Here is a 12,850-nt window from a genome sequence, read left to right as displayed (position 1 = left end):
TTCGGGACTGTCGTACCCGACGACTAGCGTGCGAGGCACGCTAGAAACTAGGAGCAATTGTGAAGGCACGCGTCGTGGAGTTCTTCGCCGGCTGCGGCGGAACCTCCTTGGGGTTCGCCATGGCGAACAAGGAAGGCGTTGAATTTGAGGTCGTCGGGGGAGTCGAGCTAGATAGACACGCGGCGGCGACATTCGAAAGAAATCTCGGGGTGCCTCTGCACCTAGGCGACGTTCGAGACCTCGCCGATCCAGACACGCTGGCACGCGTGTCGAAGTCGTGGGCAGGCGACGGCCCATTGGTGCTGATCGGATGCGCTCCATGCCAGGGCTTCTCTTCGCACCGCAAGAAGGATTCACGAGCGGACTCGCGTAACGATCTCCTAGAGGCTTTCGCTCAGGTCGCGATACAACTCGATCCAGAAGTCATTGTGATGGAGAATGTTCCCGAGATGCTCTCCGCGCAGCACTGGCGGCACTTTCTACAGTGGCGATCCCTTATTGAGGCGGCTGGCTACACTGTGAAGGTTGCGATTCACAATCTCGCTGAGTTCGGAGTTCCGCAGGAGCGGTTCCGCGCCCTTGTGATCGCCGCCAAATGGCGACACTTCTCAATGCCGAAGCCCTTGATGGGTGCCAACCAGTTTCGGACGGTACGCGACGCGATTGCGCATCTGCCCGCGCTGAGCGCCGGCGAGGCAGACGTTGAGGATCCGATGCACGTTACATCTCGCCACCGTCAGTCGACGGTGGACCTGATCAGTCTGATCCCTCACGACGGAGGGAGTAGACGATCTCTTCCCCCGGGCGTAGGTCCCAAGTGTTGGGAGGGAGTGGATGGTTTTAGGGACGTGTACGGCCGTCTCTGGTGGGATCGTCCAGCGGTTGCCATCACAGCACGGTGCCGTACCCCATCGTGCGGCCGTTTCGCCCATCCGGCGCAAGATCGCGGCCTTTCGGTTCGAGAAGCCGCGCTATTGCAGGGTTTCCCGGAGGACACCCAGTTCGAGGGGCCGTTTGACGACAAGTTCAAGCAAATCGGCAACGCAGTGTCCCCGATCTTCGCGCGGGCGGTCGCTGAGCATCTCGCGATCGAGTGGAGCGCGGATCACGAGGACGAGGCTAGGTCTGCTCAGCACCAAGACCCGCAACTCCCGCTGGTCAAGTCATTCTCATCGTCTATCGCGGGCCTTAAACGTGCCCGACAGATGAGCTCGGCGCAGTGAGCATCAAATACATTGATGCCTTTGCAGGTGCGGGTGGGCTAAGCCTGGGCCTCCACCAGCTTGGGTTCGAATCACTCCTCGCCTTCGATACCGATCCCCTAGCGTGTCGAACCTTGAGTGAGAACTTGGGCGGGACCGTGGTGAATGCTCCGCTAGCAGCATTCGAGCCTGCCGATGTAGTACGCGAATACGGCATGCCCGACGTGATCGTTGGCGGCCCACCATGTCAAGGTTTCTCTACTCAGAGGCGCGGTGAACGCAACGATGCTCGGAATGACCTTGTTCTCGACTTCTTTGCGTTCGCGCTGGAGGTCGGGCCGAGCATCATAGTTATGGAGAACGTTCCGGGCGTTCTAGGTGAGCGCGGGAAGCGCCATATGTCTGATGTGTTCGCGCTATTGGGCGCAAGGGGTTACGTAGTCGACCACCGTGTTCTGGATGCGTCCCGCTTCGGCCTCCCACAAAGGCGGCGCCGCGCCATCATTGTTGCGTGGAATCCGCAACAGGCCAAGCCATTCGACTTCGATTCGTTGGGCGAGGCTGAATCAGTGCGGACGGTTCGCGATGCGATCGGGGATCTCCCATCGCCTCCCTCCGACTTCTCCGAACACCCGGCGATTCCCAACCATGCCCAAGCCAGGATGAGCGAACTCAATGTGAGGCGCATTTCATTCGTGCCGCCTGGTGGTGGGAGACTGGACATACCCGTTGAACTGCAAATGGCGTGCCATCGGGACAGCAGTCATAGACACTTGGATGTCTTCGGGCGACTGAGCTGGGACGAGCCGTCTGGAACTATCACGGCCATGTTCGATAACTTCACGCGCGGGCGCTTCGCTCACCCGAGTGAGAATCGTAACATCACGAATCGTGAAGGAGCGCGCCTACAATCCTTCCCCGACTCATACAAGTTTGTTGGCCCAAAGAAGGACGTCGCTAGGCAGATTGGAAATGCCGTCCCGCCGTTACTCGCGCGTGCGATCGGACGAGGCATTGCCGCCCAATTGGGAGTCTGTGTCGAGGATCTCATTCAAAACTCGACGAGCGGAGGATTCCAATCTGGGCAATGTCGGCCCCGGGCCTTTGGGTGAAACCGCGAGCGAGTGAATCGCAACCCCGTTGTCGCCGAACTTGCTTTGCCACGGCCGATCTGCCGCAAGGTAGGCCAGCGCGGCGTGCTCAATTTGTAGGTGTTTTGCATACGCGTAAACTTGGTATACGCCTGAAGGGTCTGGGCTTGCGGCCAAGTAGTCCTTGGCGTCGACCACCATCCACGGATGACCATCCCGAAAAACAATCACGTCAGGATCGATGTCTGGTCCGCCATCAGAAAAAAGGGGGGTGCTACTTCCCCGAAGAGGATGTAGTGCGACCTCAAATCCTGCTCTTCCTGCGAGTGCGGTCTGGAAAGCTGCGTGGACGGCGCGTTCCCAGAGCGCGTCGGCGTCTGCGAAACGATACGATCCGGAGCTCGCGGTCACACGGGCCATCGTCCCAGTGTGCTCTTCATTGAGGAGCGCTTCGCAGGTGGCCACCAGGTGGAGCACATCAGGGCGTTCTGGGTAGCGCGAGCTGATCCGCAACGCCAGTGTCCGCGAATCCTCATCGGTTTCCTGAACGCGATCTGATGTCCGGATTCCGTCCAAGAGTTGTGCCATTGTGGCCGATTCTTGTTCCGAGGCCAGGGTGAGGTCGCGGACCATCTCGCTGACCCTCTGGCAAAGTGAAACGATATCCTGATCCGTGTGACGAATTGAAACGTGCGAAACGGCCCTATGCGCTATGCCCCGAGCAGCGAACTCGCGAATTGTTCCAGACATGTCGAAACTCCCACGAGGAGCGCTTGAGTTGTCTCGTTTCGATTCGTATTCGAATGGAACGCCTTCCGCCAGCACCGCCATCAGAGCGGTCAAGTAGGTCGCCACGCCATCGTTTGATATCCGTTCAGAGCCCCCCGTCTGAACGCCCCCAACTTGCCGCGCCTGCCTGTGGAAAGATCGGGTCAACTCACGAAACAATTGTGGGTGTCTCGGCGCCACGCGGACCGTTCCAGTCTCTGTTCTGGCTACACCCGCGAACTGGTTCGGAAAAAGCAGAACGCGATCCACCCGGCGTCGAATTTTTAAGATGCGCGCGACTTCCAGGGGCGCTAGCGACCTCTCCCATACATTATCGAATTCTGATCGCGGCATGATGGTGGGTTCACCGCGCTGCAGAAAGTCAAGATCTGGCATCTGTCAGGCCCACGGGTAAGTGCTGGCCGCGTCAACAAACTCACCGCGGATCTGACCGCTCACATCGGTGAGAGTGTGCACTAGTGTCCCGTGCCAAAGTTCCCCCAGTTCCTCTTCGCTCGTCGCCTGCGTGAACTCCCCATGCCCGAACGGAAGGACCGCGGCATAATTCGCGTACCAGGCCAACAGCTTTACAGCGACTTCCGCAGTGAGATTGCGTGCGGCAATGGGCTGGAGTATGGCGGGGCTCGGGGCAACCGAAATCTGGTGCAGTCGCCGTAGGATGGCTTGGTCTAGGCGGAGTGCGGATTTATCCCGCGGATTCATGGTGGCGATCACAACGAGGTTCGGTGCCAACTTCATGTCCAATTGGGAAAGCGGTAGCCGAAAAGACCGATCGCGATGCTCGATATATGTAAGCAACTCTCCTAAAGCGGCGTGCACGTCCGCCCGAGTCAATTCCTCAATTAGAAGAACATACGGGCGCCCTCCGGGATCCTGGCGCGCGCGGTCGTTAATCTCTCGCAGTGTCATTGGCTTCAGTTCAAATCCGGTGCCATCAGTCCTCGGGACGAAGCCTTCAACGAATTGTTCGTAACCTGTCCGCTCGTGGAACTGAATTTCTTGAATCCTGTATGTGTCGTTCTGCGTTATGCGGGAGGCGAGCATGCGTGCAAGTCGCGTCTTTCCAGTCCCGGGAATTCCGGAAAGCGCGATGATCTTCCGGCTTCCATAGCGCTGGCAGATCGCTTCGAGCCGATCGAGTACCGGTTCGTCTTCCAGTGTTTCCGGAGCATCAGAGGCGGCTAATCCCGCGATCAAGTATGCGAGATACGCCTCCCTCGACAGGAGTTGTTGCGGTGTTGGTGTGGGGGCTGGTTCGCTCAGTAGCGCATCGATGAGGGTTCGATACTCAGGCCGGAGGGTGTAGAAGCCATCGGCGGCCTCGGCGAGGATTGTCCCGCCCAGACCGGCCTTGATGAGCCACGGAGTGATACGCCTCCGCGTTTCGGCTCCGTCGTCAACCGCCGGCGTGCCCAGGCGCCCAAGTGCGGCTTCCGTGTAGCTGCCGCTTGCTGGTCTGGTGGCGCGAATGTGATCAATCGCGGCTCTTAGGTCCGCGTCTTGCGTGAGGTGCATCAGGACGCGATTCAACTCCTCCCAGTGCACCCGATCGTCGAGGGCCCGAACGGTCGCCCAGATCGCCCGATATGGGTGCAAATCCGTCTCGGGAGGGTAGGAGGCAGTTGTGAGCGGACTTCTCAGCGTGTGCCGACCTAGAACGGCCAGGCCCAGAGATGCGATATGCGCGTTTGCTCCTGCAACCTTATCGGCAAGGTCAGAATGAAGGTCTCGCACGCGGCTTCCGAGCGCAGTAGTCCTCAGTCTCTGATCATCCGATACATAGAGGAGTCCGAACTCTTCGAAGACCTTCTTCCACGTTCGAAGTCGACTGGGGGCTACGTCAGACCTGGGCGGCTGCGCCGCTGCTCGGGATCGAACGGAATTCTCATTAATGACAGTTTGAATGTTCTGTCTGACGGCCGCATAGGGCTCGCGGAATTCCTCGTGCTCGCTTCTCAATAGTCCGTGAAGGTATGTGGGTACCTCGGTGAGCAGCAGATCGAACTCCAAAGGGGGGATGACGTCGTGCGACGCCGTACTCCACTGGGTGCTGGTCATGGCTCTCCTTGCTCGCCTCGTGCGATCTCAGACCCTAACGGGCGGTAAGCCTCTTAGGCTCCGGAACGGCCCAGAGCGTGCTCCCTCGTATCTGAGCTCGGCGCCTGGCGAGGGTCCGCCTTCCACGTACAGCGCAGCGGGGTTCATAATCGGGGCGTGGCAGACCATGGGACCTGGGCCGAATGGTGCGCGGGCTGTCGCTGCGGAGACTGTGCCCATGCGGCTCGCGCCTACCGTCGTCAATGGCTGGCCGGCACTCGGGCGGTTGGTGGCGTTGGGCGTCACGGCACGAGGTATCGGTACGTCACTGGGTGTCGGTGCGCTAAGTGTCGAGCGGCGAACGCTGCTTACGATCGCGAACTGCGCCGGCGGCGCAAGGCGTGACGACCCCGCAGTAGTTGGTCTCGCGAGGTCAGGTGTGCGGTATCGGCTTTGCCGAGTCCTCTGTTGGTCTGGCGCCGGAGACAAAGGGAGCCCGGTCGTCTGACGCGCGCAGCACATGCGAGCGATTGCCGCCTGGCCGCCTTCGCATCTCGAGCCGGGTTCCGTGAGGCCGACTGGGTAGGCGGTCGCTAGAGTCGGGCCGCCCGATTCGCCACCCAGAGTGGAGCTCAGGGCGTCGCACTGGCGCGGCGTCCCGTCGGGAAACGGGTGCCTTGAATTGGGGCGCGGGGGCGTGCCAGCGCCACTCTCCTCGACGAAGGTCTACGCGAGGAGTGGGGTGGACGGACAGCTGGAGTTCAACCTGCACGTGCTCAACGAGTTCACAGCCCGGCGGGACGGCGCGGTCGTGGACGTCGTCGGGCGGCACAGCGCGCCGTACGGGCGGCCCTGGTGATCCAGCAAGACCGGGTCGTGACGGCGGATCACCTCGTCGAGAGTGCGTCTGCGGGGAGCTCCCGCCCGCCTACGCCCGGGACGCTGCAGGCGTATGTTGGTCACGCTGCGCCGTCGGCTCGACGTTGTCCGGCGCTCCGCAGCGGGCAGACATCATCGCGCGGGCCGGCCCCGTCCAGTGCTGCGTGCTCTATCAGAGTCACGCCCCCCACACTCGGGTGGCATCGGCGTCGACAGACCTCGCGGCCATCCTCGGCCAGCACCGCACGGTGTGGTCGCAGGCGATGCCCAAGTCGATGCCGACTAGGTCGTCTGCAGCCCATCAGATCTCCTGTCGTGTCGCTGTGTGTCGACTCGACAGGCCCACCGGGGGCGCACCCACGGCTACGGTCCCAAGAGCAAGGCGAGCAAATCTGACGACGGCTCCCACTCATGTGCTGAAACCGGACTCGGCCTCGCTGGGCCGGCCCATCTCACTTCTCTGCGGCATCCGTGGCTAGACCAGCGATGACATCAGTCGAATGAGGCCGCCGACCCGCAGGCCGACACCCCAGAGTCCTTCTCGACGCCACGCACCGGAACAGCCGGGACACCCGCAAATCCCGGGACCCGCGACGTGATCAACAGCTGGAGCTCCTTACATGAGTCCAGCGTTTCATGGGTATGCGACGCTGGAAGCGTGGATGAGGCTGGTTCATGGGCGTCCACGCCGGGCGTGCGGCGCAGCATGCAAGGCAACCGCCGGCGAGACACGACCCCCGAGCTCGCCGTTAGACGCCTTGTCCACCGTGCCGGCCTTAGGTACCGAGTCGACACTCGTCCGATTCCCACGCTAAATCGGCGGGCAGACCTTGTCTTCTCACGAGCTCGAGTCGCGGTCTTTATCGACGGATGCTTCTGGCATGGATGCCCCGCGCATGGCAGCATCCCTCGGACGAACTCCGCGTACTGGCATCCAAGAATCCAAGGCAACGTCGCAAGGGACGCAGACACAGTTGCGCGTTTGCAGGCGGGGGGGTGGACGGTTGTGCGGATTTGGGAGCACGAGGATCCGGTTGTCGCGGCCGGAAAGATCCTGGCTGTGGTGCTAGCTGCGCAGCGACCGCAGGAAGGCCATGCGCCTCCATGACCTGCGAACAGCGCCTCATCGACCCGACGGTGTTGCTCAACCAGCTGGGGAGGAGCGAGCCGGGCCACAGCTTGGGGTGCCGCGTGCCGGGGTCTGATGGAGGCTCTCATTCCACGGAAGAATGAGAGTCATGGCAGCACCGAGGAAGTATCCCGAGGAGCTTCGGGAGCGGGCGATCCGGAAGGCGGTCGATCTGCGCGGTGACCGGGCGACCAGGACCGGCGGGCTGCGTCGTGTCTGTGAGCAGCTCGGGATCAACCCCGAGACGTCGCGCAACTGGGTCTCGCAGGTCGAGATCGACGAGGGCCACCGCCCCGGCGTCACGACTGATGAGGCGAGGCGGATCGCCGAGCTCGAGCGCGAGGTCAAGGAGCTGTGGCGAGCGAACGAGATCCTTAAGACGGCGTCAGCGTTTTTCGCCGCGGTGGAGCTCGACCGCAAGCTGAAGTGACCACCCGGGTCAACACCGCGGTGGTGGTCGAGTACATCGCCCAGCATCGCGAGGAGTTCGGGGTCGAGCCGATCTGCACCGTCCTACGCACGGCTAAGGCGCCGATCGTCCCGAGCAGCTACTACGCCGCCAAGACCAGGCCCCTTCGGCGCGAGCGGTCGCCGACAAGGGTCACCGAGAGGCGATCCGGAAGGTCCACGAGGACAAATACGGCGTGTACGGGGTGCGCAAGGTGCACGCCGAGCTGAACCGGCGTGGACATCGGATCGCGCGGTGCACCGTGCACCGGTTGATGCGCGCCGCCGGGCTGCGCGGGATCAGTCGCCCGAAGGGACCACGGACCACGGTTCCTGGCACCGGCGAGGACACCCGGCCGATCACCTGGACCGCAACTTCGCCGCTCCGGCACCGAATCGGGTCTGGGTCGCGGACATCACCTACTGCTGGACCTTCGCCGGCTGGGTCTATGCCGCGTTCGTCATCGACGTCTACTCCCGCCGCGTCGTGGGTTGGCAGCTGTCGAGGAGCTTGCGCACCGACCTGGACCCGTATTCTCTCGAGATGGGGCTGTGGACCCGCGCCCACGCCGGCCACGACAGCACCGGCGTCATCGCATACTCGGACAGGGGCGTGCAGTACCTCGCCGTGCGCTACACCCAGCGACTCGCCGAGGCCGGCGCCGTCGCGTCGGTCGGGTCGACCGGAGATTCGTATGACTACGCTCTGGCTGAGGCGTTCAACTCGCTGTTCAAGGCCGAGCGGGTGCGCAACAAGTGCCCCTGAAAGAGCATCGACGATCTCGAGATCGCGGTCGCCAAGTAAATCGACTGGATCAACCACCGACGCCTGCACGGCGAGATCGGACTCATCCCGCCCGTCGAGCTCGAGGACAACTACTGCCGGCACAACCCCGCCCCGACTACCGTCGGCGCGCTAGTTCAGAGTCTCCACTGAGCCCGGCACGCGACGGAGCGCGTGTGGGCCCATTCCCCCAAGGCCGGCCATCGCTCCACGTAGGGTCACCGAGCCGGCAGGTCGAGTAGGCAGCCGTTCATACAGGGAGCCGCTGGCTCAAGACGCACTCAGGAGCCGACGTGGACAACGAGATCGAGCTGATCAGTGACGGCGACGGCTTGGCCGTCATCGGCAGTGCGTCGGCCCTCGAGCGGTTCGTCCAGACTCACGGCCTGCCGTCGAGGGACCTCGGTCCGCGCCTCAGTAAGGTGCTGAGCAGGGCTGCGACTGGCGCGCAGGCCGTCGGCACGAAGGTGGCTGCAGCGGGACCGGCGGACTCCGCCCGATGGGTGAGGCTGACCGAGGAGTCCGCGAGGAAGATCGACGAGCTTGGCGGTCTGATGCCCACGAAGACGCCCGGTATCAGCCACGCCATGATCGGCAAGCCCGGTGCCAGCAAGTCGTGGATCCAGCTCGAGAAGGGCCCCGGGTCGCTTCCGACCAACCCCGCGTTGCTCGCAAACGCCCCCGCGCTGATGGCGCAGATGGCGATGCAGCAGGCCATGGACGAGATCACGGACTATCTCGCGGTGATCGACGCGAAGCTCGACGACGTGCTGCGGGCGCAGAAGGACTCCGTCGTCGCGCGGATGATCGGCGTCGGGCTACAGATCGACGAGGCGATGACGATCCGCGAGCACGTGGGTCGCGTCAACGAGGTCACGTGGTCGAAGGTCCAGGACGCAGCAGGGACGATCGCGGACACCCAGGCGTACGCGCTGCTCCAGCTCGACGCGCTGGCGGAGAGGCTGGAGCGGAAGTCAACCGTCGCCGAGCTCATGAAGACCGCGCAGGAGGCGGAGGCCAAGACGCGCGAGTGGCTCACGGTTCTGGCCCGCTGCTTCCAGCTCCAGGAGGGGATCGCCGTCCTCGAGCTCGACCGCGTCATGGAGACGGCGCCCGGGGATCTCGAGGGGCATCGGCTCGGCTTGAAGGCGGCCCGTAGGGATCGGCTCGCGACCATCGCCACCAGCACGCAGCGGCTGCTCACCCGTATCCAGGACGCTGCGGGGACCGCGAACTCCAAGGTCCTGTTCAACCCCATCCAGTCCCCGGCGGTCGTGGCAGCGAGCACGCAGGTCGCCGCCGCGGTGGGCGAGCTTCACCAGACTCTCGGGATCGGACTGGATCAGCAGACCGTCGAGCAGAGGCGGTGGGGCGCGGCCGCGGCCGACGTCCGGGACCGTGCGCGAGCCCTTGGCGGTGACACAGTCGCTGCTGGCAAGCGACTGGGCGCCGGGACGGCCGAGCGGGCGTCGTCCGCGACTGGGAAGCTTGCCGGGCGAATTCCCAGCCGGGCCCTTCGCCGTCGGGATGCGGACGAGGGCACGCCAGAGGAGCTTTGACCGGGTCCGCCTATCGCAAGTCGCGCGGATCCGTAGGTACGTCGACGGACTGGGCGTGGACCGGGTGGAGCGGCACGACGTCGAGCGCGCGCTCGGAGGTGGCGGCGAAGCACGACAGGCTCACGCCGAGGTTGTACGCCTGCAGCCAGCGGACCGCGACGACGCACCAGCCGTCGCCGGGCACGACCCCGGGCAAGTCCCCTTGGAGCCGTGGTGTCAGAGGTCGTTGCCGACCGAGCACGGGCAGGCGAGGAACTCCTCCGCATGACCGCGCAGACGGCGTGGATGCCGACGTCGTGTGGGTCGACGGTGCACGTGCCGCGCGGTGGAAGCCGGTCACGGGGCCTGAGCGGCCTCTACCGCGGGCGGTGCAGCCTCTTCAGCCTGCCGCCGTCCAGCGGCGTACCGCGCCACGCGGCTCGTGCGGTCCCGGTCGAGAGGGAGCACTCGACGTCCAGGCGATGAGGTGTCTCGAGGAAGATCGCCTCGATCCGGAGGGTGTCGTCGTCGATCCAGCCGGCCGAGGCCGCCACGGGTACGTCGTCCCCTGAGGCGTCGCTCGGCTCGGAGACGAGCCACTCGCCGGCGCCCGCTGTGAAGGTCAGGGCGTTGTCCGGCTCATGGAGCGTGATGCCGACGCTGCCGTTCGCTGTCTCCACGGCGACGGACGACAGCGCGGACGCGGAGGAGTCGACCGAGAACGTCGTACCGCTCCAGTCCTCCCGTCGCGGCGGCGACGGCGTACCCGGGCAGGGCGGCAGACCGAGCGTGCGGAGCCGCTCCACCAGGCGAGGGTGTGCGTCCTCGACCATCTCGGTGTCGCCACCGAGGCTGGGGAGCAGGTGCTCCCAGACGTGGTCCAGGACCGTCTGCATCGCCTCGGTGCCACCGGTGATGGCGACCACGGCGTCCTGCTCCGGCAGCACCAGGCAGAACTGGCCGAAGGCGCCGTCGCCGCGGTAGCCGTGCCGCGACATCCAGAAGCCGTAGCCGTAGCCCTGGCTCCAGTCGACCTTGTCCGGATCCTCATCCGCCGTGGCCACCGCCCGGGACGTCGCCTGGGCGACGTACGACTCGGGGATCAACTGCTGCTCGTCCCAGCGGCCGCCCTGGAGGTAGAGCTGGCCGAGCTTCGCCACGTCCTCGGCGCGGGCGAAGAGTCCGCTGAAGCCCTGTTCGCGTCCCGGCGACATGGAGAACCAGGCGACCGGGTCGATCCCGAGCGGCTCGAGGAGCCGCGGACCGAGGTACTCGCTCAGCCGCTGCCCCGCGCGTCGCTGGATCACGGCGGCGACGGTGTAGGTGCAGGGTTGGCTGTAGGCGAAGACGCTGCCCGGGGTCACCTCCGGCGGGATCAGCAGGAACCCGCGAACCGGGTCCTCGCGGTCCCGCGCCACGGCCTCCGGCCACATCTCCCGGTCGTGACCGCTGGCCATCGAGATGAGGTGCCGCAGGGTGAGCGACCGGCTGCGCGGATCGGTCACCTCGTCGGCGTACTCCGGGAAGTGCTGCAGCACCGTGTCGTCGAGGTCGACCAGACCCTCGTCCACCGCGAACGCCAGAGCAGTCGAGGTGAAGCTCTTGCTGAGCGAGTAGACCAGCCGCGTCCGCTCCGCCGTGTGCGGGGCCCACCAGCCCTCGGCGACGACGTGCCCGTGCCGGAGCACCATCAGCCCGTGGAGCTCGACGCTCGGATCCGCGTCGACCGCGTCGACGAACGCCAGGACTCCGGCCGGGTCGACTCCCGGGCTCATGGGCGTGGCTCGAGGGAGGGGACGCATGCTGCCAGCCTAGGTCCGCAACCTGACGGGATGCGTCGACCAATGCCGGACAGACGTTGCCGGGGGACCCACCTCCCGCGGGCGTTCCGTGTCCCGGCCGCCCCGGAAAAAGTAGGGTCCGGCCGTGGCCCTGACCGAGCGCGAGATCACCGTCCCCGTCTCCCTGACCCTGCCGGACGGCCGGCTCAACCCGGATGCCGTGGGCTGGACCCGCAGCCCGCTGATCACCACGGACGGCATCGGTCGCGGGCTCAGGGGCCGCGGGCGCAACAAGCGCTGGGAGTACTGGGGCGTCACCACGCCCACCCACGTCATCGCGCTCGTGCTGTCCGACATCGACTACGCCGCGGTCCACAGCATCTGGGTGCTCGACCGCCGCACCGGCGAGGAGGTCGCGCAGGACGCGATCGGCGTGCTCGGCCGCAGCGCCACGCTGCCCGGCACCCTCGGCGCGGGGCCCGCCCGCGCGCGGACGAAGAACGTCCGCATCGATCTCGACGAGGTCGACGGCGGCACCCGGCTCCGCGCCGAGGGGCCGCGGGTGCGCGTCGACGTCACCGCGGAGCGGCCGCCCGGTCATGAGTCCCTCGGCGTGGTCGTCCCGTGGACCGACCGGCTCTTCCAGTACACCGTCAAGGACGTCGCCCGGCCCGCGGTCGGCACCCTGTGGGTCGACGGCGAGGCGTACGACGTACCGGCGGGGGAGTCCTGGGCGACGCTCGACCACGGCCGCGGACGCTGGCCGTACGCGATGCACTGGAACTGGGGCGCCGGTTCGGGGCGAACCGACGGGCGCGTCATCGGGATCCAGGTCGGCGGGAAGTGGACCGACGGCACCGGATCGTGCGAGAACTCGCTGCTGGTCGACGGGCACCTGACGAAGATCAGCGAGGAGCTCGACTGGCGCTACGACACCGACGACTGGCTCGCGCCGTGGCGGGTGACGGGGGAGACCGTCGACCTCACCTTCACGCCCTTCCACCTCAAGCGCTCGGTCATCGATCTCAAGATCTTCGCCTCGCGCACCCACCAATGCTTCGGCCACTGGTCCGGTCGCGTGCGGGACGACAGCGGCGCCTGGGTGCGGGTCGCCGAGGTGGTCGGCTGGGCCGAGGACGTGCGCAACCGGTGGTGACAGCGCACCGTCTGCGC

General features: G+C 65.2%; 8 protein-coding genes, 2 pseudogenes and 1 other annotated feature. Of the genes and pseudogenes, 6 read left to right on the top strand and 4 right to left on the bottom strand.

Going from position 1 to position 12,850, the window contains the following annotated elements; all coding sequences use genetic code 11:
* Window positions 1-59: 59 nt before the first annotated feature.
* Entirely contained in the window at window positions 60-1,223 is a 1,164-nt protein-coding gene (locus HOO61_RS01060; RefSeq protein ID WP_172256135.1) for a DNA cytosine methyltransferase, read from the top strand.
* A pseudogene (locus HOO61_RS24720) lies at window positions 1,220-2,158 on the top strand (DNA cytosine methyltransferase); the annotation flags it as partial. The gene HOO61_RS01060 and the pseudogene HOO61_RS24720, both read left to right, overlap by 4 nt.
* Before the next feature lie 30 nt (window positions 2,159-2,188).
* On the opposite strand, the gene HOO61_RS23890 reads toward HOO61_RS24720, so the two are convergent.
* Together HOO61_RS23890 and HOO61_RS01050 are read right to left on the bottom strand one after the other, a co-directional pair.
* Window positions 2,189-3,148 carry a hypothetical protein gene (locus tag HOO61_RS23890; protein ID WP_367649971.1) on the bottom strand — a complete coding sequence of 320 codons (960 nt, stop codon included), beginning with the start codon at window positions 3,146-3,148 and terminating at the stop codon, window positions 2,189-2,191.
* A gap of 312 nt (window positions 3,149-3,460) precedes the next feature.
* Complete coding sequence (locus HOO61_RS01050) at window positions 3,461-5,140, bottom strand: AAA family ATPase (protein ID WP_172256131.1); 1,680 nt, start codon at window positions 5,138-5,140, stop codon at window positions 3,461-3,463.
* A gap of 1,564 nt (window positions 5,141-6,704) precedes the next feature.
* Between HOO61_RS01050 and HOO61_RS01045 the strand changes: the two genes are divergently transcribed.
* The 3 genes and pseudogenes from HOO61_RS01045 to HOO61_RS01035 all read left to right on the top strand — a co-directional run bounded on the left by HOO61_RS01045 (window position 6,705) and on the right by HOO61_RS01035 (window position 9,917).
* Window positions 6,705-7,106 carry a very short patch repair endonuclease gene (locus HOO61_RS01045; RefSeq protein ID WP_172258080.1) on the top strand — a complete coding sequence of 134 codons (402 nt, stop codon included), beginning with the start codon at window positions 6,705-6,707 and terminating at the stop codon, window positions 7,104-7,106.
* A 130-nt stretch (window positions 7,107-7,236) separates the two neighbouring features.
* Window positions 7,237-8,511: pseudogene (locus HOO61_RS01040) on the top strand (IS3 family transposase).
* Window positions 7,515-7,670, top strand: a sequence feature (AL1L pseudoknot). (Overlaps the previous pseudogene by 156 nt.)
* Window positions 8,512-8,690: 179 nt before the next feature.
* The gene (locus HOO61_RS01035) at window positions 8,691-9,917 is read left to right on the top strand and encodes a hypothetical protein (protein ID WP_216658503.1); all 1,227 of its coding nucleotides are present in this window, start codon (window positions 8,691-8,693) and stop codon (window positions 9,915-9,917) included.
* A 10-nt stretch (window positions 9,918-9,927) separates the two neighbouring features.
* On the opposite strand, the gene HOO61_RS01030 is transcribed toward HOO61_RS01035, so the two are convergent.
* Together HOO61_RS01030 and HOO61_RS01025 are read right to left on the bottom strand one after the other, a co-directional pair.
* Entirely contained in the window at window positions 9,928-10,158 is a 231-nt protein-coding gene (locus tag HOO61_RS01030; RefSeq protein ID WP_367649970.1) for a DUF2237 family protein, read from the bottom strand.
* 115 nt (window positions 10,159-10,273) lie between these two features.
* The gene (locus HOO61_RS01025; protein ID WP_172256127.1) at window positions 10,274-11,698 is read right to left on the bottom strand and encodes a serine hydrolase; all 1,425 of its coding nucleotides are present in this window, start codon (window positions 11,696-11,698) and stop codon (window positions 10,274-10,276) included.
* Between the two features lie 124 nt (window positions 11,699-11,822).
* Between HOO61_RS01025 and HOO61_RS01020 the strand changes: the two genes are divergently transcribed.
* On the top strand, window positions 11,823-12,833 hold the full coding sequence (locus HOO61_RS01020) for a DUF2804 domain-containing protein (protein WP_367649969.1): 1,011 nt from the start codon (window positions 11,823-11,825) through the stop codon (window positions 12,831-12,833).
* Window positions 12,834-12,850 lie beyond the last annotated feature (17 nt).

It is taken from the genome of Nocardioides sp. zg-1230 (assembly GCF_013155335.1).
Lineage (GTDB): Bacteria > Actinomycetota > Actinomycetes > Propionibacteriales > Nocardioidaceae > Nocardioides.
The sequence above is the reverse complement of the archived record's forward strand: the minus strand, read 5'-3'. Positions and strand labels throughout refer to the sequence as shown.